Origin of the sequence: Pseudomonas sp. IT-232MI5 (assembly GCF_949767845.1) — a bacterium.
GTDB lineage: Bacteria > Pseudomonadota > Gammaproteobacteria > Pseudomonadales > Pseudomonadaceae > Aquipseudomonas.
In genome coordinates this window covers 405107-430215 of sequence record NZ_CATKQE010000055.1, presented here as the reverse complement: position 1 = coordinate 430215, position 25109 = coordinate 405107, and the positions used below count along the sequence as shown (strand labels likewise).

The 25109-nt window shown below is 59.6% G+C and carries 25 protein-coding genes; 12 read left to right on the top strand and 13 right to left on the bottom strand.

Going from position 1 to position 25109, the window contains the following annotated elements:
- The first annotated feature begins 102 nt into the window (after positions 1–102).
- The 5 genes from ACM6JQ_RS22870 (at position 103) to hisC (ending at position 4908) form a co-directional block, all read left to right on the top strand.
- Positions 103–342, top strand: a complete 240-nt coding sequence (locus ACM6JQ_RS22870; RefSeq protein WP_007912386.1) for a BolA family protein — start codon at positions 103–105, stop codon at positions 340–342.
- A gap of 22 nt (positions 343–364) precedes the next feature.
- Positions 365–1630 carry a UDP-N-acetylglucosamine 1-carboxyvinyltransferase gene (murA, locus tag ACM6JQ_RS22865; RefSeq protein WP_007912385.1) on the top strand — a complete coding sequence of 422 codons (1266 nt, stop codon included), beginning with the start codon at positions 365–367 and terminating at the stop codon, positions 1628–1630.
- A gap of 124 nt (positions 1631–1754) precedes the next feature.
- The gene (gene hisG / locus ACM6JQ_RS22860; protein ID WP_007912384.1) at positions 1755–2390 is read left to right on the top strand and encodes an ATP phosphoribosyltransferase; all 636 of its coding nucleotides are present in this window, start codon (positions 1755–1757) and stop codon (positions 2388–2390) included.
- Positions 2391–2514: 124 nt separating this feature from the next.
- Positions 2515–3852 carry a histidinol dehydrogenase gene (gene hisD, locus ACM6JQ_RS22855; protein WP_007912383.1) on the top strand — a complete coding sequence of 446 codons (1338 nt, stop codon included), beginning with the start codon at positions 2515–2517 and terminating at the stop codon, positions 3850–3852.
- Between the two features lie 3 nt (positions 3853–3855).
- Entirely contained in the window at positions 3856–4908 is a 1053-nt protein-coding gene (gene hisC / locus ACM6JQ_RS22850; RefSeq protein WP_095112673.1) for a histidinol-phosphate transaminase, read from the top strand.
- 193 nt (positions 4909–5101) lie between these two features.
- Here hisC and ACM6JQ_RS22845 read toward each other — a convergent pair whose 3' ends face one another.
- From ACM6JQ_RS22845 to algW, 3 genes are all read right to left on the bottom strand, one after another.
- Positions 5102–5821 carry a DUF4198 domain-containing protein gene (locus ACM6JQ_RS22845; RefSeq protein WP_414894715.1) on the bottom strand — a complete coding sequence of 240 codons (720 nt, stop codon included), beginning with the start codon at positions 5819–5821 and terminating at the stop codon, positions 5102–5104.
- Positions 5822–5833: 12 nt separating this feature from the next.
- Entirely contained in the window at positions 5834–7939 is a 2106-nt protein-coding gene (locus ACM6JQ_RS22840; protein WP_414894714.1) for a TonB-dependent siderophore receptor, read from the bottom strand.
- 88 nt (positions 7940–8027) lie between these two features.
- Complete coding sequence (gene algW, locus ACM6JQ_RS22835) at positions 8028–9185, bottom strand: Do family serine endopeptidase AlgW (protein ID WP_007912377.1); 1158 nt, start codon at positions 9183–9185, stop codon at positions 8028–8030.
- A gap of 103 nt (positions 9186–9288) precedes the next feature.
- Between algW and ACM6JQ_RS22830 the strand changes: the two genes are divergently transcribed.
- From ACM6JQ_RS22830 to cysN, 3 genes are all read left to right on the top strand, one after another.
- The gene (locus ACM6JQ_RS22830; protein ID WP_095112670.1) at positions 9289–10047 is read left to right on the top strand and encodes a Nif3-like dinuclear metal center hexameric protein; all 759 of its coding nucleotides are present in this window, start codon (positions 9289–9291) and stop codon (positions 10045–10047) included.
- Positions 10048–10297: 250 nt separating this feature from the next.
- Positions 10298–11215, top strand: a complete 918-nt coding sequence (gene cysD, locus ACM6JQ_RS22825) for a sulfate adenylyltransferase subunit CysD (RefSeq protein ID WP_007912374.1) — start codon at positions 10298–10300, stop codon at positions 11213–11215.
- A 9-nt stretch (positions 11216–11224) separates the two neighbouring features.
- Positions 11225–13123 carry a sulfate adenylyltransferase subunit CysN gene (gene cysN, locus ACM6JQ_RS22820; RefSeq protein WP_095112669.1) on the top strand — a complete coding sequence of 633 codons (1899 nt, stop codon included), beginning with the start codon at positions 11225–11227 and terminating at the stop codon, positions 13121–13123.
- A 179-nt stretch (positions 13124–13302) separates the two neighbouring features.
- On the opposite strand, the gene ACM6JQ_RS22815 is transcribed toward cysN, so the two are convergent.
- Genes ACM6JQ_RS22815 through ACM6JQ_RS22805 form a run of 3 tightly spaced genes read right to left on the bottom strand, consistent with a single transcriptional unit; the run spans position 13303 to position 16692 of the window.
- A complete protein-coding gene (locus ACM6JQ_RS22815) occupies positions 13303–14205 on the bottom strand; it encodes an acyltransferase (RefSeq protein WP_007912370.1) in 903 nt (300 codons plus the stop codon).
- The gene (gene pta / locus ACM6JQ_RS22810) at positions 14206–16305 is read right to left on the bottom strand and encodes a phosphate acetyltransferase (RefSeq protein WP_007912369.1); all 2100 of its coding nucleotides are present in this window, start codon (positions 16303–16305) and stop codon (positions 14206–14208) included.
- A 60-nt stretch (positions 16306–16365) separates the two neighbouring features.
- On the bottom strand, positions 16366–16692 hold the full coding sequence (locus ACM6JQ_RS22805) for a DUF3565 domain-containing protein (RefSeq protein WP_081498742.1): 327 nt from the start codon (positions 16690–16692) through the stop codon (positions 16366–16368).
- On the opposite strand from ACM6JQ_RS22805, the gene ACM6JQ_RS22800 reads away from it, so the two are divergent.
- From ACM6JQ_RS22800 to ACM6JQ_RS22790, 3 genes are all read left to right on the top strand, one after another.
- Positions 16661–17146 (top strand): FKBP-type peptidyl-prolyl cis-trans isomerase, encoded by a 486-nt coding sequence (locus tag ACM6JQ_RS22800; RefSeq protein ID WP_007912368.1) that lies wholly within the window; start codon positions 16661–16663, stop codon positions 17144–17146. The two genes, ACM6JQ_RS22805 and ACM6JQ_RS22800, sit on opposite strands and share 32 nt — an antisense overlap.
- Positions 17147–17269: 123 nt before the next feature.
- Complete coding sequence (locus ACM6JQ_RS22795; protein WP_007912363.1) at positions 17270–17752, top strand: glutathione peroxidase; 483 nt, start codon at positions 17270–17272, stop codon at positions 17750–17752.
- Between the two features lie 195 nt (positions 17753–17947).
- Positions 17948–19051, top strand: a complete 1104-nt coding sequence (locus ACM6JQ_RS22790) for an NADH:flavin oxidoreductase (protein ID WP_007912361.1) — start codon at positions 17948–17950, stop codon at positions 19049–19051.
- A gap of 109 nt (positions 19052–19160) precedes the next feature.
- On the opposite strand, the gene ACM6JQ_RS22785 is transcribed toward ACM6JQ_RS22790, so the two are convergent.
- Together ACM6JQ_RS22785 and cysZ are read right to left on the bottom strand one after the other, a co-directional pair.
- Entirely contained in the window at positions 19161–20360 is a 1200-nt protein-coding gene (locus tag ACM6JQ_RS22785) for a glycosyltransferase family 4 protein (RefSeq protein WP_095112666.1), read from the bottom strand.
- A gap of 54 nt (positions 20361–20414) precedes the next feature.
- Positions 20415–21167, bottom strand: coding sequence for a sulfate transporter CysZ (gene cysZ / locus ACM6JQ_RS22780; protein WP_414894713.1), 753 nt, complete (start codon positions 21165–21167; stop codon positions 20415–20417).
- 311 nt (positions 21168–21478) lie between these two features.
- Between cysZ and trxB the strand changes: the two genes are divergently transcribed.
- A complete protein-coding gene (trxB, locus tag ACM6JQ_RS22775) occupies positions 21479–22441 on the top strand; it encodes a thioredoxin-disulfide reductase (RefSeq protein ID WP_007912350.1) in 963 nt (320 codons plus the stop codon).
- A gap of 185 nt (positions 22442–22626) precedes the next feature.
- On the opposite strand, the gene ACM6JQ_RS22770 is transcribed toward trxB, so the two are convergent.
- The 5 genes from ACM6JQ_RS22770 to folM all read right to left on the bottom strand — a co-directional run bounded on the left by ACM6JQ_RS22770 (position 22627) and on the right by folM (position 24987).
- Positions 22627–22965 carry a HopJ type III effector protein gene (locus ACM6JQ_RS22770; protein WP_007914278.1) on the bottom strand — a complete coding sequence of 113 codons (339 nt, stop codon included), beginning with the start codon at positions 22963–22965 and terminating at the stop codon, positions 22627–22629.
- Positions 22958–23254 carry a DUF1244 domain-containing protein gene (locus tag ACM6JQ_RS22765; protein ID WP_007914276.1) on the bottom strand — a complete coding sequence of 99 codons (297 nt, stop codon included), beginning with the start codon at positions 23252–23254 and terminating at the stop codon, positions 22958–22960. The genes ACM6JQ_RS22770 and ACM6JQ_RS22765 overlap by 8 nt, the downstream gene beginning before the upstream one ends.
- Positions 23255–23322: 68 nt before the next feature.
- The gene (folX, locus tag ACM6JQ_RS22760) at positions 23323–23694 is read right to left on the bottom strand and encodes a dihydroneopterin triphosphate 2'-epimerase (RefSeq protein ID WP_007914273.1); all 372 of its coding nucleotides are present in this window, start codon (positions 23692–23694) and stop codon (positions 23323–23325) included.
- Complete coding sequence (gene folE, locus ACM6JQ_RS22755; protein ID WP_007914261.1) at positions 23695–24255, bottom strand: GTP cyclohydrolase I FolE; 561 nt, start codon at positions 24253–24255, stop codon at positions 23695–23697.
- A 21-nt stretch (positions 24256–24276) separates the two neighbouring features.
- Entirely contained in the window at positions 24277–24987 is a 711-nt protein-coding gene (folM, locus tag ACM6JQ_RS22750; protein WP_414894712.1) for a dihydromonapterin reductase, read from the bottom strand.
- Positions 24988–25109: the final 122 nt, after the last annotated feature.

Sequence of the window (25109 nt, the reverse complement as noted above, 5' to 3'; positions counted from 1 at the left end):
AAGAAGCCCCCCGTCAGAGTCCTGCCATGCGGGGTTCGCAGGCGCGGGGCTTTTTTGTATGATGTCCGACCCGTGCGCACAGGGCGCCGATTGAGGTTGAGCATGCAGGCCGTAGAAGTGAAGAGCTTCCTTGAAGGAAAGCTGCCCGGAACGTTGGTAGAAGTTGAGGGCGAAGGCTGCAATTTCCAGCTGAACGTGATTAGCGATGAACTGGCGGCGTTGAGCCCGGTGAAGCGTCAGCAGCAGATCTATGCCCATTTGAACCCATGGATCACCGATGGCAGCATCCATGCGGTCACTATGAAATTTTTCAGCAGCGCGGCCTGGGCCGAGCGCACCTGAGCCTAAGGGCGTCGAGATTCTTATGGATAAATTGATTATTACCGGTGGCGCTCGTCTTGATGGCGAGATCCGCATTTCCGGCGCAAAAAACTCTGCCCTGCCGATCCTGGCTGCCACCCTGCTGTGCGATGGCCCGGTGACCGTTGGCAACCTGCCGCACCTGCACGACATCACCACCATGATCGAGCTGTTCGGTCGCATGGGCATTGAGCCGGTGATCGACGAGAAGCTCAGCGTCGAAATCGACCCGCGCACCATCAAGACCCTGATCGCGCCGTACGAACTGGTGAAAACCATGCGTGCCTCGATCCTGGTACTGGGCCCGATGGTTGCCCGTTTCGGTGAAGCCGAAGTGGCACTGCCTGGCGGTTGCGCCATCGGTTCGCGTCCGGTCGACCTGCACATCCGTGGCCTCGAAGCCATGGGCGCGGTCATCGACGTCGAAGGCGGCTACATCAAGGCCAAGGCCCCTGAAGGTGGCCTGCGCGGTGCGCACTTCTTCTTCGACACCGTCAGCGTGACCGGTACCGAGAACATCATGATGGCCGCTGCTCTGGCCAAGGGCCGCAGCGTGTTGCAGAACGCCGCACGTGAACCTGAAGTGGTTGACCTGGCGAACTTCCTCAACGCCATGGGCGCCAAGGTTTCCGGCGCCGGTACCGACACCATCACCATCGATGGCGTCGAGCGTCTGGGTTCGGCTTTCTATAAAGTCATGCCTGACCGTATCGAAACCGGTACCTACCTGGTCGCTGCCGCTGTGACCGGCGGCCGCGTCAAGGTCAAGGACACCGATCCGACCATCCTCGAAGCCGTTCTGGAAAAACTCCGTGAAGCCGGCGCAGAAATCACCTGCGGTGAAGACTGGATCGAGCTGAACATGCACGGCAAGCGTCCGAAAGCAGTCAACGTGCGCACCGCGCCGTACCCTGCATTCCCGACCGACATGCAGGCGCAGTTCATCTCGCTCAACGCCATTGCCGAAGGCACCGGTGCGGTAATCGAGACGATCTTCGAAAACCGTTTCATGCACGTGTACGAGTTGCACCGCATGGGCGCCAAGATTCAGGTCGAAGGCAACACTGCCATCGTTACCGGTACTGAAGTCCTCAAGGGCGCGCCAGTAATGGCCACCGACCTGCGTGCTTCGGCCAGCCTGGTGATCTCGGCACTGGTTGCCGAAGGTGACACGCTGATCGACCGCATCTACCACATCGACCGTGGTTACGAGTGCATCGAAGAAAAACTGCAGATGCTGGGCGCCAAGATCCGTCGCGTTCCGGGCTGATTGCTGGATTGGGACACAGGGACGTGTCCACTGATTTTAAGAGTCGAGCCGGTTTCCGGCTCGATGTGTGTCCGCCGCCGATTGCGACCGGACATGAGTACCTTGATAAGGACTGACGTTTCCCATGTTGACCATCGCACTGTCCAAGGGCCGCATCCTTGACGACACCCTGCCGCTTCTCGCCGAAGCGGGCATCGTGCCGACCGAGAATCCGGACAAGAGCCGCAAGCTGATCATCCCCACGACGCAAGACGACGTTCGTCTGCTGATCGTGCGTGCCACCGATGTGCCGACTTACGTCGAGCATGGCGCGGCTGACCTCGGCGTTGCCGGTAAAGACGTGTTGATGGAATACACCGGCCAGGGCCTCTACGAGCCACTGGATCTGCAGATCGCCCAGTGCAAGCTGATGACCGCCGGCAAGATCGGCGCGCCTGAGCCCAAGGGCCGTCTGCGCGTGGCGACCAAGTTCGTCAACGTCGCCAAGCGCTACTACGCCGAGCAGGGCCGTCAGGTCGACATCATCAAGCTGTACGGCTCGATGGAGCTGGCACCGCTGATCGGTCTCGCTGACAAGATCATCGACGTGGTCGACACCGGCAACACCCTGCGCGCCAACGGCCTGGAACCTCAGGAACTGATCGCCACGATCAGCTCGCGCCTGGTGGTCAACAAGGCTTCGATGAAAATGCAACACGCCCGAATCCAGGCGTTGATCGATACCCTGCGCAACGCAGTGGAATCGCGACACCGCGGCTGATTTACCTGCGCGACCCCAAGTCGCGCCGTCTATCCGCCTCATAGCCAGAATTCTCAGGTGCCCAAGCGGATCGAATGATAGTTTCGGGCGCCTGAGTTTTTGCCATTCCTATGAGGCTCTCGCTATGACCGCACCGACTGCAATTCGCCGACTCAACGCTGCTGACCCGGATTTCGCGCATCATCTGGATCATCTGCTGAGCTGGGAAAGTGTGTCTGACGACTCGGTCAATCAGCGCGTGCTGGACATCATCAAGGCTGTGCGCGAACGCGGTGACGCGGCGCTGGTCGAGTTCACCCAGAAGTTCGACGGCCTCGAAGTCGCTTCGATGGCCGATCTGATTCTGCCGCGTGAGCGCCTGGAACTGGCGCTCACGCGCATCACCGTGGCACAGCGCGAAGCACTGGAAAAAGCCGCGGCCCGCGTGCGCAGCTACCACGAAAAACAGAAGCAGGATTCGTGGAGTTACACCGAAGCTGACGGCACCGTGCTGGGCCAGAAAGTCACGCCGCTGGATCGCGCCGGTCTGTACGTGCCGGGGGGCAAGGCGTCGTATCCGTCGTCGGTATTGATGAACGCGATTCCGGCCAAGGTCGCCGGCGTGACCGAAGTGGTCATGGTGGTGCCGACGCCACGCGGTGAAATCAATGAGCTGGTGCTGGCGGCTGCGTGCATCGCCGGCGTCGACCGGGTGTTCACCATCGGCGGCGCGCAAGCCGTTGCGGCGCTGGCCTATGGCACCGAAAGCGTGCCGCAAGTCGACAAAGTCGTTGGCCCGGGCAACATCTATGTCGCCACGGCCAAGCGTCACGTATTCGGTCAGGTCGGCATCGACATGATCGCCGGCCCTTCGGAAATTCTCGTGGTCTGCGACGGCCAGACCGATCCGGACTGGATCGCCATGGACCTGTTCTCGCAAGCCGAGCACGACGAAGACGCCCAAGCGATTCTGGTCAGCCCGGACGCCGAGTTCCTCGACAAGGTCGCCGCGAGCATCGATAAACTGCTGCCGACCATGGACCGCGCGACCATCATCGAAACCTCGATCAATGGCCGCGGTGCGCTGATTCACGTGAAGGACATGGCGCAAGCGATCGAAGTCGCCAACCGTATTGCCCCGGAACACTTGGAGCTTTCGGTCGCTGACCCGCAAGCCTGGCTGCCGCAGATCCGCCATGCTGGCGCGATCTTCATGGGCCGTCACACCTCCGAAGCGCTGGGCGACTACTGCGCTGGCCCGAACCACGTGCTGCCGACCTCCGGCACCGCGCGCTTCTCCTCGCCGCTGGGTGTGTATGACTTCCAGAAGCGTTCGTCGATCATTTTCTGCTCCGAGGCCGGCGCTTCCGAGCTGGGTAAAACGGCATCGGTATTGGCCCGTGGAGAATCGCTGAGCGCCCACGCACGCAGTGCCGAATACCGCATCAAAGACGAAGACTTTCTAAAAGGGCAGGGGAACTGAGCGATGAGTAAATTCTGGAGCCCGTTCGTCAAGGATCTGGTGCCCTACGTGCCGGGCGAACAACCGAAGCTGACCAAACTGGTCAAGCTCAACACCAATGAAAACCCGTACGGCCCGTCGCCAAAAGCCTTGGCAGCGATGCAGACCGAACTGAATGACAACCTGCGTCTGTACCCGGACCCGAACAGCGACCTGCTGAAAACCGCTGTCGCCCAGTATTACGGTGTGCAGAGCAATCAGGTGTTCCTCGGCAACGGTTCGGATGAAGTGCTCGCGCACATTTTTCACGGCTTGCTGCAACACGATAAGCCGCTGTTGTTCCCCGACATCAGCTACAGCTTCTATCCGGTGTATTGCGGTTTGTACGGCATCGAGTTTGATGCGGTCCCGCTGGATGCGCAGTTCCAGATCGACCCGGCAGACTATGCCAAGCCAAATGGCGGGATCATCTTCCCTAACCCGAACGCGCCCACCGGATGCCTGCTGGCGCTGGACGCGGTCGAGCAAATCCTCAAGGCCAGCCCGGATTCGGTGGTGGTCGTAGACGAGGCCTATATCGACTTCGGCGGCGAAACCGCGATCAGTCTGGTGGACCGTTATCCGAACCTGCTGGTGACGCAGACGTTGTCCAAGTCGCGTTCGCTGGCGGGTTTGCGCGTTGGTCTGGCGGTTGGGCATCCGGATTTGATCGAGGCGTTAGAGCGGATCAAGAACAGCTTCAACTCTTATCCGCTGGATCGTCTGGCGATTGTCGGTGCGGCAGCGGCGTTCGAAGATCGCGAGCATTTCGGCAAGACTTGCCGTCTGGTGATCGAGAGCCGTGAGTGGGTGATTGCACAGTTGCAGGCCAAGGGTTTTGAAGTATTGCCGTCGGCGGCCAACTTCATCTTCGCCCGGCACCCGCAGCATGATGCGGCGGGGCTGGCGGCTAAATTGCGCGAGCAGGGTGTGATTGTGCGGCACTTCAAGCAGGAGCGGATTGCGCAGTTTTTGCGGATTTCGATTGGCACGCCGGAGCAGAATCAGGCGCTGATCGATGGGCTTGGCGATCTATAAAAGTAAGAGCCCCTCACCCTAGCCCTCTCCCGGAGGGAGAGGGGAATGAATGGGGGATGCTGTTGAACTGCACCGACCTGATGCTGCTTTACCGAATCCATAATCGACTCGGTCTTCCAGGTCGATGCATGACGCCCTGTACATCGGTCGGCGCCCTCTCCCTCCGGGAGAGGGCTGGGGTGAGGGTCTGCTCTTATTCGTGATGCGGTTCGCCAAGGAAAGTAAGTGAGGTAAACAGCCCACGACTATCCACATCAGCGCTGTCCTTCACCGGCACCTCAACCTGCGCAGCAATCACATTCAACCCTTCATTCCTCACCAACACCTGCGCCCGACCATCCTTGTCAGTCTCGGTGCTCAATGTGTTCGGCGCGCTGCGGTAATCACCAATCAACTTCACCCCAGCCGCCGGTTTGCCATCGAGCAATACCCGCACCGGCAATGACTTGCCCGGTCCAACGGTCAGCGGATCGACTTCCGGCAAAATCAGCAACTTGATCTGATCGAGCTTGGGCAACTTCGCCCCCGGCTGATAAATCGCCAAGCTGTACTTGAACGTTTCCGTTGCCTCGACAGCGCCCGGCACTTTGCTGCGGCCTTCGTTGACCCACTTCTTGTCGGCCGTTTGCGACCACATGCCATTGTTCAATGCCACGGCCATCACCGCCGGCGACTTCAAAGGTTCCAGGCGAGCATGATCCGCCAGGCGCTCGACGCTCACCGGAATCATCTTGCCGGCAACGTCGTAAGCCCAGGCGCCGCTGATCTTCTGCGCTTTGAACGCGTTGTCCTCGGCACCATGACCGTAGACCACTTCGATATTGCCGCGACGCTCTTCGGTCCATAGGCCATGAGCCGAGACTTCGCCTGCGAACAGCGCGGCGATGAGCACAAGGGTTTTGCCGTATTGCATGGTGACGTCCTTTTACAGATTGAGTGTCAGGCTGACGGTGAAGTTGCGCGGCTCGCCGGGGTTGACCCAGTAGTTGCTGTAGGAGCGCTCGTAATACTTTTCGTCGAAAAGGTTGTTCAGATTGAGGCCGACGGTGACCTTGTCGCTGGCCTTGTAATGCGCGAGCAGGTCGACGGTGTGATACGCCGGAAGTTCGAAGTCGCTGCCGGACTCTCCCGAGCGGTCGCCGACATAGGTAAACGCTGCGCCGACGTCCGAGCCGCGCAAATGGCCATCCTGAAACTCGTAAACCCCGAGCAGGCTGCCGCTGCGCTTGGCCACGCCGAGGATGCGGCTGCCGGTGGGAATTGCCGCGTCACCCTGGGTCACTTCGGCGTCGATGTAAGCGAACGCGCCGATCACCCGCACTGCGTCAGTCACTTGCCCGGTGATCTGCAGATCGAAGCCGCGACTGCGCGCCTTGCCCATCGCGCGGCTGGTGTCGCTGGCCGAGTCGAGGGCGAGGACGTTTTCCTTGTCGATGTGGAAGAAGGCGAGGGTGCTACTCAGGCGCTCGTCAAACAGCTCGTTCTTGATCCCGACTTCGTAACCGACGCCTTCTTCCGGATCGAAGGATTTGCCGGAGGCATCTAGGCCATTGTTCGGTTTGAACGAGGTCGAGGCGTTGGCGAACAGGCCGGTGTTCGGCGTCAGTTGATAGAGCAGGCCGGCGCGCTGGGTGAGGGCGTCATGGCGCTGACTGCTCTTGGCGTTACGGCTGTGATCGTCGATGTGCTGGTCGAAATGTTCGAAACGTGCGCCGATCATTCCGCGTAATTTGTCGGTGAAGACGATCTGATCCTGCAGGTTCAGCGCATGACTTTCGACCTGTTCGAAGAAGTCAGTGCCCGAGCGTGCGCCATTGGGTTTTGGCTGGCCGTAGATCGGCTTATAGATGTCGATGGCGTAAGGGCCGCCGGCAATGGTGGTGACGCGTTCGTTCTTGCGGAAGTTTTCATACTCGGTGCCGATCAGCAGTTCATGCTGCCAAGGACCGAGGTCGAACAGACCGCGCAATTCCAGTTGGGTGATGCTGTCGTGCCAACTTGTATCGCGTTCGCGCAAGCGACGGTTGACTGTGTGGCCGTCGGCGTTCAGCGCACGTTGTTCCGAGGCGTCGCCCCAGAGTTTGCCTTCCTTGTAGTGGCTGGCCAGGCGCAGTTTCCAGCTGTCGTTGAGATGATGCTCCAGCGTGGCTTGAAGAAGATTGTTGTGATTGTCGATGTTGCCGTCATTGGGTTCGCCGAGGAAAGTCGAACGCGAAACACCGCTCCATTTGTTGTTGGGCGCGACGATGCCGCGATCGAACGTTGAGCTGTGACGGACGATTTCGCTTTCCACCAATAGCGACGTGTCCGGGTTCAATTGCCAACTGATCGAGGGCGCAACGAACACGCGTTTGCTGTCGACGTGATCGCGAAAGCTATTGTTATCTTCGACCGCGAGATTGATCCGCGACAGCACATCACCCTGATCATCCAGCGGCGTGTTGACGTCCAGTGCGGTGCGATAACGGTCCCAACTGCCGGCGCTGGTTTGCAGGGTGGTGAACGCTTCGGGCTGCGGTTTCTTGGTGACGATGTTTACCGTGCCGCCGGGATCGCCTCGGCCATACAGACTGGCGGCGGGGCCTTTGAGCACTTCGATGCGCTCGATGCTGGCCGCGTCGGGTGTGCTCGGATAACCGCGATTGGCGCTGAAACCGTCCTTGTAGAACTCCGAAGTGGTGAAGCCGCGCACGCTGTATTCGTATAGCGTCAGGCCGCCGAAGTTGTTCTGCTTCGATACACCGCCGGCAAAATCCAGTGCGCGCTCGACACTGGTGCTGCCCAGATCCTTGAGCACGCTGGCGGGCACCACGCTGATCGCCTGCGGGATATCGCGGATCGCCGTGTCGGTCTTGGTCGCGCTGGACGAGCGCGTAGCGCGGTATCCTTTGACCGGTCCGGTCGGCGATTCATAGTCGGAAATGACGCTGATGGCGTCGAGTTCAATCGGTTCGGGTTCTTCGGCGAAGGCGGGATCGACCAGCAAGCCGAGGCTCAGGCCGAGCAGGGAAGCCTTTGTTCGAGACGACATGTTATGTTGTTCCAATTCTTAGAATTGAAACAATATAACATGCCTGTTGAGAATGTCTTTTATCCGCGCATTCCGCGCGAGCAAAGTTTTATTCTTCTTTTTCTTTCACCGGTGCCGGTGGCGGACGCAGGCCGATTTCAGCGGTGAGCTTGATCTCTTTGCCGTTGCGCATCACCTGAATCGTCACTTTGTCGGTCGGCTTGATCCGCGCGACCTGGTTCATCGAACGGCGACCATCGCCGGCCGGCTCGCCATCGATACTCAGAATCACGTCACCCAACTGCAGGCCTGCCTTCTGCGCCGGGCCATCGCGGAAGATCCCCGCGACGACAATCCCCGGGCGCCCGGACAAACCGAACGACTCGGCCAGTTCCTGCGTCAGCGGTTGCACTTCAATCCCCAGCCAGCCACGAATCACCTGACCGTGCTCAATGATCGACTTCATCACTTCCATCGCCAGTTTCACCGGGATCGCAAAGCCAATGCCTTGCGAGCCGCCGGACTTGGAGAAAATCGCCGTGTTGATGCCGGTGAGGTTGCCGTTGGCATCGACCAGTGCGCCGCCGGAGTTGCCCGGGTTGATCGCCGCGTCAGTCTGGATGAAGTCTTCGTAGTTGTTCAGGCCCAACTGATTACGCCCGGTGGCGCTGATGATGCCCATGGTCACTGTCTGGCCGACGCCAAACGGGTTACCGATGGCCAGTGCGACGTCGCCGATGCGGATGTTGTCTGAGCGGCCGACCGTGATCGCCGGCAGGGTTTTCAGGTCGATCTTCAACACCGCGAGGTCGGTTTCCGGATCACTGCCGATCACGCGGGCGAGAGTTTCACGGCCGTCCTTCAGGGCGACCACAATCTGATCGGCGCCGCTGGTCACGTGGTTGTTGGTGAGGATGTAGCCTTCCGGGCTCATGATCACGCCGGAGCCGAGGCTCGATTCCATGCGTTTCTGCTTTGGCGAGTTATCACCAAAGAAGCGGCGGAACTGCGGATCTTCAAACAGCGGATGCGCCGGTTTGTTGATGACTTTGGTGGTGTACAGATTGACCACCGAGGGCGCTGCAATAGTTACCGCATCGGCATAGGACACCGGCCCCTGCTGCACGCTGGTGGTTTGCGGGGCCTGTTGCAGGTTGACGTCGAGGCTCGGCAGCCCGACCCACTGCGGGTAACGCTGAATAATCAACAGAGCGATAAGCACGCCGGCCAACAGTGGCCAGCCCATAAAACGCAGCGCCTTGAGCATTAAGCACGTCCTGGAAGAGTTGCAGGCGGGGTCAGACCGCCCATAATGTCGCGCATTATACGAGGCCGCGCGCGCCTCTGAACGGGATATTTAGGAGTCTTTCATGGCCGTTGCCCTCAGCACCCTCGTCGAAGAAGCCGACCGTTACCTCGGCAGTGCGAAAATTGCCGATTATTGCCCGAATGGATTGCAGGTCGAGGGCCGTCCGCAAGTGATGCGCATCGTCAGCGGCGTCACGGCCAGTCAGGCCTTGCTGGATGCCGCCGTCGAGGCCGGGGCCGATCTGGTGCTGGTGCACCACGGTTACTTCTGGAAGGGCGAGAACCCTTGCATCACTGGCATGAAGCAGCGTCGACTGAAGACCTTGCTCAAGCACGACATCAGTCTGCTCGCTTACCACTTGCCGCTGGATTTGCATCCTGACGTCGGCAATAACGTGCAGCTTGCTCGGCAATTGGACATCACTGTTGAAGGCCCGCTGGATCCGGATAATCTTAAAATCGTTGGTCTGGTCGGGTCTTTGAAAGAGCCGATGACCGCGCGCGATTTCGCCCGCAAGGTGCAAGAAGTCATGGGCCGCGAACCGTTGCTGATTGAAGGTAATCCGATGATCCGCCGGGTCGGCTGGTGCACCGGCGGCGGTCAGGGCTATATCGATCAAGCCGTCGCCGCAGGCGTCGATCTCTATCTGAGCGGTGAGGCTTCCGAACAGACCTTCCACAGTGCCCGCGAGAACGACATCAGCTTCATTGCCGCCGGCCACCACGCCACCGAGCGCTATGGCGTACAGGCGCTGGGCGACTACCTGGCAAAACGCTTTGCCGTCGAACACATCTTCATCGATTGCCCGAATCCGATCTGAATCCACCGCAAATCCCCTGTAGGAGTGAGCCTGCTCGCGATAGCGGAGTGTCAGTCACCGTTATGTCGAATGTGACAAAGCTATCGCGAGCAGGCTCACTCCTACAGGGGGGGCATCGGCCGAACTGGTAGGCATATTCATATACCCTTTCGATCTAGTTGGCGTCCTGATTAGAAGAGGCCGCTGTGCTAGGATTCCCCGCTCGAACACGGCCCGCTGGCCGTTCATAAGAAAGTTTTCGTGAGTAGCCATGGTCGACAAACTGACGCATCTGAAACAGCTGGAGGCGGAAAGCATCCACATCATCCGCGAGGTGGCCGCCGAGTTCGATAACCCGGTGATGCTGTACTCCATCGGTAAAGACTCCGCCGTGATGCTGCACCTGGCACGCAAGGCGTTCTTTCCGGGCAAACTGCCGTTTCCGGTGATGCACGTCGACACCCGCTGGAAATTCCAGGAGATGTACAAGTTCCGCGACAAGATGGTCGAAGAACTGGGCCTGGACCTGATCACCCACATCAACCCCGATGGCGTGGCGCAGAACATCAACCCGTTCACCCACGGCAGTGCCAAGCACACCGACATCATGAAAACCGAAGGCCTGAAACAGGCACTCGACAAGCATGGTTTCGACGCAGCCTTCGGCGGCGCCCGTCGCGATGAAGAGAAATCCCGTGCCAAAGAGCGCGTGTACTCGTTCCGCGACAGCAAGCACCGCTGGGACCCGAAAAATCAGCGTCCCGAGCTGTGGAACGTCTACAACGGCAAGGTCAACAAGGGCGAATCGATCCGCGTATTCCCGCTGTCGAACTGGACCGAACTGGACATCTGGCAGTACATCTACCTCGAAGGCATCCCGATTGTGCCGTTGTACTTCGCCGCCGAACGCGAAGTGATCGAGAAGAACGGCACGCTGATCATGATCGACGACGAGCGCATCCTCGAGCACCTGTCCGATGAAGACAAAGCGCGCATCGTCAAAAAGAAAGTGCGTTTCCGCACCCTTGGCTGCTACCCGTTGACGGGCGCCGTGGAGTCCGAGGCCGAAAGCCTCACGGACATCATTCAAGAAATGCTCCTGACGCGAACTTCCGAGCGCCAGGGCCGAGTCATCGACCACGATGGCGCCGGCTCGATGGAAGATAAAAAACGTCAAGGCTATTTCTAAGGGGCTGTCATGTCGCACGTATCTGATTTGATCAGCGAGGACATCCTCGCCTACCTGGGCCAGCACGAACGTAAGGAACTGCTGCGCTTTTTGACCTGCGGTAACGTCGATGACGGCAAGAGCACCCTGATCGGGCGCCTGCTGCACGACTCGAAGATGATCTACGAAGATCACCTCGAAGCGATTACCCGCGATTCGAAGAAAGTCGGCACCACCGGTGATGACATCGACCTGGCGTTGCTGGTTGACGGCCTGCAGGCCGAGCGTGAGCAGGGCATCACCATCGATGTCGCCTACCGCTATTTCTCCACCGCCAAACGCAAATTCATCATCGCCGACACGCCCGGCCATGAGCAGTACACCCGCAACATGGCCACCGGTGCCTCCACCTGTGACCTGGCGATCATTTTGGTCGACGCGCGTTACGGCGTGCAGACCCAGACCCGTCGCCACAGCTTCATCGCCTCCCTGCTGGGGATCAAACACATCGTCGTCGCCATCAACAAGATGGACTTGAAGGACTTCGATGAAGGCGTGTTCGAGTCGATCAAGGCTGACTACCTGAAGTTCGCCGAAGGCTTGAAGATGAAGCCGACCAGCATGCACTTCGTGCCGATGTCTGCCCTCAAGGGCGACAACGTGGTGAACAAGTCCGAGCGCTCGCCGTGGTACACCGGCCAGTCGCTGATGGAAATCCTCGAGACCGTGGAAGTCGCGGGCGACCGCAACTTCACCGATCTGCGTTTCCCGGTGCAGTACGTCAACCGTCCGAACCTGAACTTCCGTGGTTTCGCCGGCACCCTGGCCAGCGGCATCGTGCACAAGGGCGACGAAGTCGTGGTGCTGCCGTCGGGCAAGAGTAGCCGCGTGAAATCCATCGTTACCTTCGAAGGTGAGCTGGAACACGCAGGTCCAGGTCAGGCGGTAACGTTGACCATGGAAGACGAAATCGACATCTCCCGTGGCGACCTGCTGGTGCATGCCGACAACGTGCCGCCGGTCACCGACAGCTTCGAAGCGATGCTGGTGTGGATGGCTGAAGAGCCGATGCTGCCAGGCAAGAAATACGACATCAAACGCGCCACCAGTTACGTGCCGGGCTCGATCGCCAGCATCGTCAACAAGGTCGACGTCAACACCCTCGAAGAAGGCCCGGCGAGCGCGTTGCAGCTCAACGAAATCGGCAAGGTGAAGATCGCGCTCGACGCGCCGATCGCCCTCGACGGTTACGAAAGCAACCGCACCACCGGCGCGTTCATCATCATCGACCGTTTGACCAACGGTACCGTTGGCGCCGGCATGATCGTCGCGCAGCCAGTGACCCACGGTACCGCCACCCATCACGGCAAACTGGCGCATGTTGCCACTGAAGAACGCGCTCAGCGCTTCGGTCAGCAACCGGCCACTGTGCTGTTCAGCGGCCTGTCGGGCGCGGGCAAGAGCACGCTGGCTTACGCGGTCGAGCGCAAGCTGTTCGACATGGGCCGTGCGGTGTTTGTGCTGGATGGCCAGAACCTGCGTCAGGACCTGAACAAAGGCCTGCCACAGGATCGCGCCGGTCGCACCGAGAATTGGCGTCGTGCCGCGCACGTCGCGCGTCAGTTCAACGAAGCGGGTCTGCTGACCTTGGCCTCGTTCGTCGCGCCAAGCGCTGAAGGGCGTGAGCAAGCCAAGGATCTGATCGGCAAGGATCGTCTGCTGACGGTCTACGTACAGGCCTCGCCGGCCGTGTGCGCCGAGCGTGATCCGCAAGGTCTGTATGCCGCCGCTGGCGACAACATCCCGGGCGAATCCTTCCCGTACGACGTACCGCTGAATGCCGATCTGGTGATCGACACGCAGACGCTGAGTGTGGAAGAGAGCGTCAAGCAAGTGCTGGATCTGCTGCGCAAGCGTGGCGCGATCTAAGCACTGAAGCAGCGACTGGCTTCTAGCTTCAAGCTGCAAGAAAAAGCCCGCCGATGAGTGATCATCGGCGGGCTTTTTTGTCGCTTTGAGAGTGTCAAAAGATCGCAGCCTTCGGCAGCTCCTGCATTGGATCGGCGTACACCCTGTAGGAGCTGCCGAAGGCTGCGATCTTTTGATCTTTAATTCGCTGGATATTCGCGGTGCATCTGTTCCAGCAGCGCATCCTTGTCCAGCCACAGCTGATTGATCCAGCCCTGAAACTGCAATCGATATTCGCCGTCCTGATCGTAATTCTTGCCAATGAACTGCTGCGGAATCTTCAGCTCCTCAAAGTGCACCACTACATCGCGCACATTGCCGCACAGCAGGTCCCAGAACCCGGGACGCCCGGCCGGGTAGTGGATCGTCACGTTGACGATCGACTCCAGCTGTTCACCCATCGCATCCAGCACAAACGCAATTCCGCCAGCCTTGGGCTTGAGCAGGTATTTGAACGGCGACTGCTGCTGCGCATGCTTACCTTCAGTGAACCGCGTACCTTCGACGAAGTTGAAAATTCCCACCGGGTTATTACGAAACTTCGCGCAAGTCTTACGGGTGGTTTCCAGGTCTTTGCCTTTCTTCTCCGGGTGCTTGGCCAGGTACGCCTTGGAGTAGCGTTTCATGAACGGAAAGCCCAGCGCCCACCAGGCCAGACCGATCACCGGTACCCAGATCAGTTCCTGTTTGAGGAAGAATTTCAGCGGCTGAATACGGCGGTTGAGCACGTATTGCAGCACCAGAATATCGACCCAGCTCTGGTGGTTGCTGGTGATCAGATATGAGTGTTGATAGTCGAGGCCTTGCAAACCGCTGATGTGCCAGCGCGTGCGGCGCACCAGGTTCATCCAGCCCTTGTTGTTGCTGATCCACGCTTCATGGGTATGGCTCATCAGCCAGAGCGAAGCTCGCCGGGCGAAATCGAACGGCAACACTTTGATCAGCGCCACGCAGAACAGAAACGAGCACAGCAGAATCGTATTAAGTGCCAACAGCAGCGAGGCAATCACGCCGCGCAACGGTGCAGGTAGAAAATCCAGCATTTACACATCCATAGGTCGGTTGGCGGCTTGAATCGCGGTGAGGGCGATGGTGTAGACGATGTCATCGACCTGCGCGCCGCGCGGCAAGTCATTCACTGGTTTGCGCAGGCCTTGCAGCATCGGCCCGAGGCTGACGCAATCGGCGCTGCGTTGCACGGCTTTGTGCGTGGTGTTGCCGGTGTTCAGATCGGGGAACACAAACACCGTGGCGCGGCCGGCCACCTGACTGTTCGGCGCCAGTTGCCGGGCCACGTCGGCGTTGGCAGCAGCGTCGTATTGCAGCGGGCCGTCGATCAGCAGCGAATGCTGTTGTTCGTGGGCGAGCAGGGTGGCTTCGCGGACTTTCTCGACTTCTTCGCCGGTGGCCGATTCGCCGCTGGAGTAGCTGATCATCGCCACACGCGGAGTGATGCCGAATGCCGCCGCCGAGTCAGCGCTTTGCAGGGCGATCTCGGCCAGTTCGCTGGCGCTCGGGTGCGGATTCATCACGCAGTCACCGTAAACCAGCACTTCCTCCGGGAAGAGCATGAAGAACACCGACGACACCAGCGTGCAGCCCGGGGCAGTCTTGATCAACTGCAGGGCCGGGCGGATGGTATTGGCGGTGGTGTTGATCACGCCCGAGACCAGGCCGTCGACTTCATCCAGTGCAAGCATCATGGTGCCGATCACCACGGTGTCTTCCAGCTGCTGCTCGGCCATTGGTGCATTGAGGCTTTTGGTTTTGCGCAGGGCGACCATCGGCTCGACGTAGCGCTCGCGGATCAAATCCGGATCGAGAATCTCCAGCCCCGGCGGCAGCACGATGCCTTGGGCGCGAGCGACCGCTTCGACGTCTGCAGGTTTGGCCAGCAACACGCAACGGGCAATCCCGCGTTCCTGACAGATCGCCGCCGCTTGCACGGTGAACGGCTCGCTGCCTTCGGGCAGGACGATGCGCTTGTTCGCCGCCTGCGCGCGCTGAATCAACTGATAGCGGAATACGGCGGGCGACAGGCGCATTTCCCGTGGCGTGCCGCAACGCTGGTGCAGCCACTTGGCGTCGAGATGGCTGGCGACAAAATCAGTGATGATTTCCGCACGCTCGCGGTCGTCGATGGGGATTTCCTTGTTCAGGCCGTTGAGCAGGTTGGCGGTATCGTAAGAGCCGGTGCTCACCGACAACACCGGCAAACCGGCCTGCAACGCGCCTTGGCACAAGTCCATGATGCGTGGATCAGGCAAGGTGTCGCTGGTCAGCAGCAGACCGGCCAGCGGCACGCCGTTGATCGCCGCCAGGCTGACGGCGAGGATGATGTCGTCGCGATCACCCGGTGTCACCACCAGCACGCCGGGCTTGAGCAGCTCGACTGTGTTGCGCATGGTCCGTGCGCAAATGATGATTTTGGTCATGCGCCGGGTTTCGTAGTCACCGGCATTGAGCACTTGCGCGCCCATCAGGTCGGCGACGTCACGGGTGCGTGGTGCGTTGAGTTCAGGCTGGAACGGAATGCAGCCAAGCAGACGGAAATCACCGCTGCGCAGCAACGGCGAATGCTCTTTCAGACGCGTGGCGAAGGCGTCCATGCTCTCGTCGGTCTTGACCTTGTTGAGGATCACGCCGAGGACTTTCGGGTCTTTCGGCCCACCGAACAATTGCGCCTGCAACTCGACGCGACCGGACAGCTCGGCAAGTACTTCGTTTTCCGGCGCCGAAACCAGAATCACCTCGGCATCGAGGCTCTTGGCCAGGTGCAGGTTGACTCGCGCGGCGTAGCTGGCGCTGCGGGTCGGCACCATGCCTTCGACGACCAGCACGTCTTTGCCGATGGCGGCTTGCTGATACAGGGTGATGATTTCTTCGAGCAACTCATCGAGCTGACCGTCGCCAAGCATCCGCTCGACGTGGGCCAGGCCCAGCGGCTGCGGTGGTTTCAGGCCATGTGTGCGCGCCACCAGTTCGGTGGAACGTTCAGGGCCGGTGTCGCCGGGGTGCGGCTGCGCAATCGGTTTGAAGAAGCCGACTTTCAGGCCCGCTCGCTCCAGCGTACGCACCAGCCCGAGGCTGATGGAGGTCAGACCCACGCCAAAATCGGTGGGCGCGATAAAAAAAGTTTGCATGCGAATTCTCTAAGGGTGCATGGCAATGGCGATCATCTTTTACTGACAATCTGCCGAAATTCAGTCGCCAAGGTTATCGCTAACCGAGCCTTGTGCGCACCAACCGCAGGCAAAGGGTTGGCCTATTTTTTCAATACGTTGCGCCGGGTCGAGCACCCAGGCACGTGATTGCCAGGGCGGCTGATGGCGCAGGTGTTGGGTGTGGCCACAGGAAAGCTCGGCCACCCAATGGCCTTCTTCGTCTTGATGGAAGCCTGCGATCGTCGAAACCCGTTTGTCCGGGTTGTGTTCGCTTTCGCGCGTTTGCTTCGCTAAACTTGGCCTTTCTATATTCTTATGCAAAAGGTCTCGCCCCATGCTGATCGCCGCCAATAAGGCTGTCTCCATCGACTATACCCTGACCAACGACGCTGGTGAGGTCATCGACAGCTCCGCCGGCGGCGCTCCGCTGGTCTACCTGCAAGGCGCAGGTAACATCATTCCAGGCTTGGAAAAAGCGCTGGAAGGCAAAGCTGTTGGTGACGAGCTGGAAGTTTCCGTTGAGCCGGAAGACGCTTACGGTGAATACGCTGCTGAGCTGGTCAGCACCCTGAGCCGCAGCATGTTCGAAGGCGTTGACGAGCTGGAAGTCGGCATGCAGTTCCACGCTTCGGCGCCGGACGGCCAGATGCAAATCGTCACCATCCGTGACCTCGACGGCGACGACGTGACTGTCGACGGTAACCACCCACTGGCCGGTCAGCGCCTGAACTTCAAAGTGAAGATCGTTGACATTCGTGATGCCAGCCAGGAAGAAATCGCTCATGGCCACGTCCATGGCGAAGGTGGCCATCACCACTGATTTTCTGCGCTAAGCTTCGAGTACTGGAGAGGCGCCTGCGGGCGCCTTTTTAGTCCGCGGCTGTCCTTGGTGGCCTCGCCAAGTGGCTGTTTCGAGTAGAACATGGGAATCCTGGAGTTCGTCATGAGTGCTTTTCACGACCTTAAGTTGACAGCCCTGGATGGCCAGGAGCTACCGCTGGCGCCGTTCAAGGGCCAAGTCGTGCTGGTGGTCAACGTCGCCTCCAAGTGCGGCTTGACCCCACAGTACGCGGCGCTGGAAAACCTCCATCAGCAATTCAAAGGCAAAGGCTTCAGTGTGCTGGGCCTGCCGTGCAACCAGTTTGCCGGTCAGGAACCCGGTTCTGAAAAAGAAATTCAGGACTTCTGCAGCCTTAACTATGGCGTGACGTTTCCGTTGTCGAGCAAGCTCGAAGTCAACGGCCACGAGCGTCATCAGCTCTACCGTCTGTTGGCGGGCGAGGGCGCGGAGTTTCCCGGTGACATTACCTGGAATTTCGAAAAGTTTTTGCTCGGCAAGGACGGCCGGGTGTTGGCGCGGTTCTCGCCGCGTACGGCGCCGGATGATCCGACCATTGTGCATGCGATTGAAAAAGCGCTGAGCTGAAACAGCAAGATCAAAAGATCGCAGCCTTCGGCAGCTCCTGCAGGTGACCTCAAAACCCCATGTAGGAGCTGCCGAAGGCTGCGATCTTTTGCTTTGCGTCTTTTAATCCTTAATCACCCAAATCAATAGTGCTGTTCAAAGGGTTCGCGTCTCCATATTATCGCCGTCATAAAGCCTTCTCAGTGGAGCCCATCGATGCCCGTTCAAGCCTTGTTCAAACCGTTCCACCTCGGTGCCCTCGAACTGCCGACCCGCGTGGTCATGGCGCCGATGACTCGCTCCTTCTCCCCGGGCGGCGTGCCTAATTCGAAAGTCATCGAGTACTACCGTCGTCGCGCAGCGGCCGGTGTCGGCCTGATCATCACCGAAGGCACCACCGTCGGCCACATCGCCTCCAACGGTTACCCGAACGTGCCGCAGTTCTTTGGTGACGCGCCATTGGCCGGCTGGAAGAAAGTCGTCGACGCCGTTCACGCTGAAGGCGGCAAGATTGTTCCGCAGCTGTGGCATGTGGGCAGCGTACGCCGCATCGGCACCGAGCCGGACGCTAGCGTGCCGGCTTACGGCCCGTCGGAAAAACTCAAGGACGGTCAGGTCGTGGTGCACGGCATGACCAAGCAAGACATCCAGGACGTGATCGCAGCCTTCGCTCAAGCGGCCAAAGACGCACAAAGCATCGGCATGGACGGCGTGGAAATCCACGGTGCGCACGGTTACCTGATCGACCAGTTTTTCTGGGAAGGCAGCAACCAGCGCAGCGACGAATACGGCGGCAGCCTGGCCAACCGTTCGCGCTTCGCCATCGAACTGATTCAAGCGGTGCGTGCGGCCGTTGGCGAAGGTTTCCCGATCATCTTCCGTTTCTCGCAGTGGAAGCAGCAGGATTACACCGCGCGTCTGGTGCAAACCCCAGAAGCACTGGGCGAATTCCTCAAGCCGTTGTCCGACGCCGGTGTGGATATTTTCCACTGCTCGACGCGGCGTTTCTGGGAGCCGGAGTTCGATGGTTCCGAGCTGAACCTGGCAGGCTGGACCCGCAAGCTCACCGGCAAGCCGACCATCACCGTCGGTAGCGTCGGTCTCGATGGCGAGTTCCTGCAGTTCATGGTCAACACCGACAAGGTCGCGCAACCGGCCAGTCTGGAGAACCTGCTGGAGCGTTTGAACAAAGAGGAATTCGATCTGGTTGCGGTTGGGCGCGCGCTGTTGGTCGATCCGGATTGGGCGCAAAAAGTCCGCGAAGGGCGTGAACAGGATATTTTGCCGTTCAGCCGTGAGGCGTTGATGACGCTGGTTTAACCAGCGGCTTTACTGACGCCATCGCGAGCAGGCTCACTCCTACAATTGGAATGCATTTCCCCTGTAGGAGTGAGCCTGCTCGCGATGGCGGTCTCCAAGTCGCCTGGATTCAAGGCAATGTCTGCGCATTCGGCACCACTTGCTCCCCCACACAAGCCCCGCGCAAATGCTTTTCAAACTGCTCGATAACCGCCGGCCATCCCTGACGACTCGCATGCTGCCGCGCATTCAAACGCACGCAGCGCAACGCCTCATCCTCCTCAAGCAACCACGCCGCCGCCTCGCAGAACGCCTGTTCATCACCGGGCATCGCCAGCACGCCGTTGTAACCATGGCGAATATGCTGCGCCGCTGCAGCTTGATCGTAAGCCACCACACCCAGCCCCGAGGCCAGTGCCTCCAGCACGACATTGCCGAAGGTTTCGGTCAGGCTGGGAAACAGAAATATATCGCCGGACGCGTAGTGCGCCGCCAACGCTTCACCACGCTGTGAGCCGCAGAAAATCGCCTCGGGCAAATCCTTTTCCAGCGCTAGCCGTTGCGGCCCGTCGCCGACCACGATCAGTTTCAGATTGCGCTGTGGATAAGTGTCCCGCAGTTTTTCGAAGCAGCGTTTGAGCAGGCCAAGGTTCTTCTCCGGCGCGAGTCGTCCTACGTGAATCACCGCAATGTCCTGCTCGGACAGGCCCCATTGCTCACGCAAGGCATTCAGCCGTTTGCTTGGATGAAATAGCTGGCTGTCGACACCGCGCGACAACAGCGCCAAGCGCTCGAAATGGCGTCGCTCCAGTTCCAGTCGCTGGCTGACGCTCGGCACCAGAGTCATGGCCGAGCGATTGTGAAACCAGCGCAAATAATGCGTCAGCATTCGCGTCAGCAGTCCGAGGCCGTACTGACTGGTGTATTGCTGAAAGTTGGTGTGAAACCCGCTGACCACCGAAATGCCCAAACGCCGCGCCGCACGCAGGGCCGATAAGCCGAGTGGGCCTTCCGTGGCGATGTACAGCACATCGGGACGCTGACGTTTCCAGCGGCGCAGCAGTTTGTGCATCGACGATTGCCCCCATTGCAGCCCCGGATATCCCGGCAACGGCCAGCCACGGCACAACAGCAACGCGTCGTCTTCACTGCGCTGCGGATCGCCGGCCTGACGCGGGCGTACCAGTTCCACTTGGTGGCCGCGCGCGCGCAGCCCATCGCACAAGCGCCCAAGAGTATTGGCCACCCCGTTGATTTCCGGTGGAAAGGTTTCGCTGATCAGGGTGATGTGTAGAGCTGTCGTCATGGCCTCAGTGTCGACTGAGGCCATGTCGTGCTTGTGACGTTCGGATGATGGATTTGTGACGTGCTACGGCTGGGGGGCTCAGCGCTGAGTCACCAGATTCTCGGCACCGCGCTCACGCACCCAGAACAACGTCGCGCCGGCCACCGCCGCTGGCATCATCAAAATGTTGACCACCGGAATCAGCAGCACCAGGTAGACGATCCCGCCAAAACTCATGCTCTGCCAGCGCTTCTGCCGCAGCCAGGCGAGCATCTCGTTCCAACCCAGTTTGTGGTTGTCCGCCGGGTAGTCGATGTACTGGATCGCCATCATCCACACGCCGAACAACAACCACAGCGGTGCGGCGATGATGTTTACCACCGGGATGAACGACAGGATGAAGAGACCGATGGCGCGGGGCAGAAAGTAGCCGAGCTTGCGCATTTCCCGGGCGAGGGTGCGCGGGACCATCGCAATCAGTTCACCCCAGCTGAACGCCGGGAAATCATCGGTGCCACGCACCACCACTTCGACTTTTTCCGCAAGAAAGCCGTTGAACGGTGCGGCGATCACGTTGGCCAGCATCGTGAAGGTGAAAAACACCATCAACGCCACCAGCACCACGAACAAGGGCCAGAGGATGTAGCTTAGAAAGCTCAGCCATTCGGGCAGCGATGGCATCAGCGTATCGACCCACAGGCTGAACTGGTGGCCGGCCAGATAGATCAATCCGACGAACAGCACCAGGTTGATCACCAGCGGCAACAATACGAACAGGCGCAGGCCTGGGCTGAGGACCAGTTTCAGGCCTTCGCGCAGGTATTGCGGGCCGGACAGAACAGGGGCGGGCATAAGGTGCTCCGAGCAAGGGAAAACGCGCCGACCTTACCGACTTTGCAACGCCTGTGAAAGCGCGGCAGAGCGATCGACATTCACTGTAACAAAGACGTCCATCTCGTCAGTGTGACGGCATAGAGACCACCTATGAGCTGGATTGTTAAACCGTATTTCCTTAATCTTGCCCCCCTCGATACGCTGCACCCAACTTTTTACAGGACTGTCGAGCTCAAGCCTTCCCCAAGGTTTTCCACGGTCCTTTTTTATTCCCGCCGGCAGTCCGGCGATCCGTGCCCGTTTTTCGGCCCGGTCAACAGGAGCAGGTCATGTCTGAAGTCCGTCATTCGCGAGTGATTATTCTCGGTTCCGGCCCTGCCGGTTACAGCGCTGCGGTATACGCGGCCCGTGCCAACCTCAAGCCACTGCTGATCACCGGCATGCAGGCTGGCGGTCAACTGACCACCACCACCGAAGTCGACAACTGGCCGGGCGATGTCCACGGTCTGACCGGTCCAGCCCTGATGGAACGCATGCGCGAGCACGCCGAGCGTTTTGAAACCGAGATCGTTTTCGATCACATCAACGCCGTCGACTTCGCTGCCAAGCCTTACACTCTGACCGGCGACAGCGCGACCTACACCTGCGACGCCCTGATCATCGCCACCGGCGCCAGCGCTCGTTACCTGGGTCTGCCTTCGGAAGAAGCGTTCATGGGCAAAGGCGTTTCGGCCTGCGCGACCTGCGACGGTTTCTTCTACCGCAACAAGCCTGTTGCAGTGGTCGGCGGCGGCAACACCGCTGTTGAAGAGGCACTGTACCTGGCCAATATCGCCAGCACCGTAACCCTGATCCACCGTCGCGAAACCTTCCGCGCCGAGAAAATCCTGATCGACAAGCTCAACGCTCGCGTCGCCGAAGGCAAGATTATCCTCAAGTTGAACGCCAACCTCGACGAAGTCCTGGGCGACAACATGGGCGTGACCGGTGCGCGTCTGAAGAACAACGACGGCAGTTTCGATGAAATCACCGTTGATGGCGTGTTCATTGCCATCGGCCACACTCCGAACACTTCGCTGTTCGAAGGCCAGTTGACCCTCAAAGACGGTTATCTGGTGGTGCACGGCGGCCGTGAAGGCAATGCGACTGCGACCAGCGTCGAAGGCATCTTCGCCGCCGGTGACGTGGCTGACCACGTTTACCGTCAGGCGATCACCTCGGCCGGCGCTGGCTGCATGGCGGCACTGGACACCGAGCGTTACCTGGACGGTCTGCAGAACGCTTCGTTCTAAGATCGCAGGCATAAAAAAACCGGCTTCGGCCGGTTTTTTTGTGCCCGTTACTCCTGCTCCAACGCAATTCATTGTAGGAGTGAGCCTGCTCGCGATAGCGGTGTACCGGTCAACATATGAGTCGACTGATACACCGCTATCGCGAGCAGGCTCACTCCTACAGGGGGGGGGCGTTGCAGCTGGAATCAGCGGCGAGTCAGGGGCTGTGCGGTGAATTTGACGCCGGCCAGACCGTGTTTGATCAACGCGCGAATATTGCCGTGATCACTGCCCTCAGGCGTCGCCACTACCGAGCGATAATGCTCGCCGAACGCCAACAGCGCTTCTTCATCGCTCAGACCTTCCAGCAACGCCAGACCCAAAGTCTTGCACGAGCCTTCGTTCTGTCCGGCGGCGTTTTCCACACCACCGTTGTTGAAGGCTTGCGGCTGATAATCGTAACCGGCGGCGATGAACGCCAGGGTGTCGGCGAAAGCGTGTTCGCCGCTTTTGAGGCTGGTGCGCAGGGTGTTCAGGTCACTCATGGGTTTTTCCTTTGGCGAACGCCGCTTGCTGGTCGGCGTTGGCTTCTTGCTGATATTGGGCTTTCCACTCGGCGTATGGCATGCCGTAAACCACTTCGCGAGCATCGTCGAGGCTGACCTCGATCTGGCGCTCGTCGGCTTCGGCCTTGTACCACTTCGACAGGCAGTTGCGGCAGAACCCGGCGAGGTTCATCAGGTCGATGTTCTGTACGTCCTTGCGGCTGTCCAGGTGGGCGACCAGCCGGCGGAAGGCGGCGGCTTCGAGTTCGAGGCGTTGTTGCTCGGTCATGATGGGCTCTGTGCAGTCAAATCGTGGCGCGGATGATAAAAGTCTGACGGCCAATGCGCCAGACGCACTCAGCGGCTGGCGGCGAGTGTGATCGAAACCGACTCGGCAAATCGCAACGCATGGGGCTTGTCGACTTCGACTTCGGCGTACAGCACCGAACCGTTGCTCATCACCAGATCGAGCAATTCCTGAGTCAGGCGTTCAAGCAGCGCAAAGCGATTGCCCTCGACGTGGGCGATGATCGCTTTGGTGATCGTGCGGTAATTCAGTGCGTGATCAATGTCGTTGTCACGCACCGCTTCCTGCGCGGCATACAGAATGGTCAGGTTGATCAGCACATCCTGCTTGTTGAGGATTTCGTCCTCGTTGATCCCGATAAAGGTGCGCAAGCGCAGATCCTTGACCCGGATGCGCGCCATTCCCGGCTGAAGTTGTGGCATTTACTTGCTCCGTCCAATCAATTGCAGGAACTCCTGGCGGGTGTTGCTCGACTCGCGGAACGCGCCGAGCATGACCGAGGTGTTCATGGTCGAATTCTGTTTTTCGACACCGCGCATCATCATGCACATGTGTCTGGCCTCAATGACGACGGCGACGCCGGCAGCATCGGTGACCTGTTGCACCGCATCGGCAATTTGCCGGGTGAGGTTTTCCTGAATCTGCAGGCGCCGGGCGAACATGTCCACCAGTCGCGCGATTTTCGACAGGCCCAGCACCTTGCCTGTCGGAATATAAGCCACATGGGCCTTGCCGATGAAGGGCAACAGGTGATGTTCGCACAACGAGTACAACTCGATGTCGGCGACGATGATCATTTCGTCACTGTCCGAGGCAAACAGCGCGCCGTTAACAATCTCATCGACGCTCTGTTCGTAACCGTGACACAGGTATTGCATGGCCTTGGCCGCGCGCACTGGCGTATCGAGCAGTCCTTCGCGGTCGGGATCTTCACCGAGGCCGATGAGGATTTCGCGGTAGTTCTCGGGCAGTGAGCGGCTCATGGGCAGCCTCGCAGGCAGGTGTTATTTGACGTGCCTTCCGCCGTTGACGGTCAGGGTCGTACCGGTGACATAAGGGTTGTCGAGCAGATAGCGCAGGCTCTGATAGATCACTTCGCTGCCGGGCTCGATGCCCAGCGCGGATTTTGCCAGGGCCTTGGCGCGGTACGCCGCGTCGTCGTCGGGATTGAACAATAGCAGGGCTGGCGCGATGCCGTTGACCTTGATGGCCGGCGCATAGCGGGCGGCGAAGGACAGGGTCAGGCTGTCGAGCCCGGTCTTGGTCGCGCAATAGCCGATGTGCTTGCTGCTGCCTTTGCGGGTGACATCGTCGCTGATGTGGATGATGTCGGCGGGCGTCGAGCGTTGCAGCAATTCGCCACAGTGCAGGTTGATCAGATACGGTGCGAGCATGTGCAGATTGAACATGCGCGTGAGGGCTTCGGCCTCGCTGCCCGGAGTTTCGGCCAGCCATTCGGAAGCGTTGTGCACGATGGCGCGCAGGCTCTCGGTGTGGGTTTTCAGTGCTTCGATAAAGGCGAGAATCGCGGCCTCGCTGGAAAAGTCGGCGAACAGGCCGATGGCGCCCAGATCACGCAGCGTTTGCACGCCGGGGCGTTCGCTGCGATAGGTGAAGATGACGCGATGGCCGTCTTCGAGTAACCGCTGCGCGCAATGCAGGCCGACACGCTGGCCGGCACCGGTGATGAGGATCGGGGCTGAGGAATCAGGCATGAACGGCTCGCATCGCGGTGGGAGCAAAAACTATAACAGCGACGAGCCTGAAAAGATTGCAGCCTGCGGCAGCTCCTACCCTGGTCTGTGTTCAGTCCTGTAGGAGCTGTCGAGTGCAACGA

Bases quoted from the DNA above. Each gene is read 5' to 3' on its own strand.
- ACM6JQ_RS22870 (WP_007912386.1), top strand. From the start codon at position 103: ATGCAGGCCGTAGAAGTGAAGAGCTTCCTTGAAGGAAAGCTGCCCGGA.
- murA (WP_007912385.1), top strand. From the start codon at position 365: ATGGATAAATTGATTATTACCGGTGGCGCTCGTCTTGATGGCGAGATC.
- hisG (WP_007912384.1), top strand. From the start codon at position 1,755: ATGTTGACCATCGCACTGTCCAAGGGCCGCATCCTTGACGACACCCTG.
- hisD (WP_007912383.1), top strand. From the start codon at position 2,515: ATGACCGCACCGACTGCAATTCGCCGACTCAACGCTGCTGACCCGGAT.
- hisC (WP_095112673.1), top strand. From the start codon at position 3,856: ATGAGTAAATTCTGGAGCCCGTTCGTCAAGGATCTGGTGCCCTACGTG.
- ACM6JQ_RS22845 (WP_414894715.1), bottom strand. From the start codon at position 5,821: ATGCAATACGGCAAAACCCTTGTGCTCATCGCCGCGCTGTTCGCAGGC.
- ACM6JQ_RS22840 (WP_414894714.1), bottom strand. From the start codon at position 7,939: ATGTCGTCTCGAACAAAGGCTTCCCTGCTCGGCCTGAGCCTCGGCTTG.
- algW (WP_007912377.1), bottom strand. From the start codon at position 9,185: ATGCTCAAGGCGCTGCGTTTTATGGGCTGGCCACTGTTGGCCGGCGTG.
- ACM6JQ_RS22830 (WP_095112670.1), top strand. From the start codon at position 9,289: ATGGCCGTTGCCCTCAGCACCCTCGTCGAAGAAGCCGACCGTTACCTC.
- cysD (WP_007912374.1), top strand. From the start codon at position 10,298: ATGGTCGACAAACTGACGCATCTGAAACAGCTGGAGGCGGAAAGCATC.
- cysN (WP_095112669.1), top strand. From the start codon at position 11,225: ATGTCGCACGTATCTGATTTGATCAGCGAGGACATCCTCGCCTACCTG.
- ACM6JQ_RS22815 (WP_007912370.1), bottom strand. From the start codon at position 14,205: ATGCTGGATTTTCTACCTGCACCGTTGCGCGGCGTGATTGCCTCGCTG.
- pta (WP_007912369.1), bottom strand. From the start codon at position 16,305: ATGCAAACTTTTTTTATCGCGCCCACCGATTTTGGCGTGGGTCTGACC.
- ACM6JQ_RS22800 (WP_007912368.1), top strand. From the start codon at position 16,661: ATGCTGATCGCCGCCAATAAGGCTGTCTCCATCGACTATACCCTGACC.
- ACM6JQ_RS22805 (WP_081498742.1), bottom strand. From the start codon at position 16,692: ATGGAGACAGCCTTATTGGCGGCGATCAGCATGGGGCGAGACCTTTTG.
- ACM6JQ_RS22795 (WP_007912363.1), top strand. From the start codon at position 17,270: ATGAGTGCTTTTCACGACCTTAAGTTGACAGCCCTGGATGGCCAGGAG.
- ACM6JQ_RS22790 (WP_007912361.1), top strand. From the start codon at position 17,948: ATGCCCGTTCAAGCCTTGTTCAAACCGTTCCACCTCGGTGCCCTCGAA.
- ACM6JQ_RS22785 (WP_095112666.1), bottom strand. From the start codon at position 20,360: ATGGCCTCAGTCGACACTGAGGCCATGACGACAGCTCTACACATCACC.
- cysZ (WP_414894713.1), bottom strand. From the start codon at position 21,167: ATGCCCGCCCCTGTTCTGTCCGGCCCGCAATACCTGCGCGAAGGCCTG.
- trxB (WP_007912350.1), top strand. From the start codon at position 21,479: ATGTCTGAAGTCCGTCATTCGCGAGTGATTATTCTCGGTTCCGGCCCT.
- ACM6JQ_RS22770 (WP_007914278.1), bottom strand. From the start codon at position 22,965: ATGAGTGACCTGAACACCCTGCGCACCAGCCTCAAAAGCGGCGAACAC.
- ACM6JQ_RS22765 (WP_007914276.1), bottom strand. From the start codon at position 23,254: ATGACCGAGCAACAACGCCTCGAACTCGAAGCCGCCGCCTTCCGCCGG.
- folX (WP_007914273.1), bottom strand. From the start codon at position 23,694: ATGCCACAACTTCAGCCGGGAATGGCGCGCATCCGGGTCAAGGATCTG.
- folE (WP_007914261.1), bottom strand. From the start codon at position 24,255: ATGAGCCGCTCACTGCCCGAGAACTACCGCGAAATCCTCATCGGCCTC.
- folM (WP_414894712.1), bottom strand. From the start codon at position 24,987: ATGCCTGATTCCTCAGCCCCGATCCTCATCACCGGTGCCGGCCAGCGT.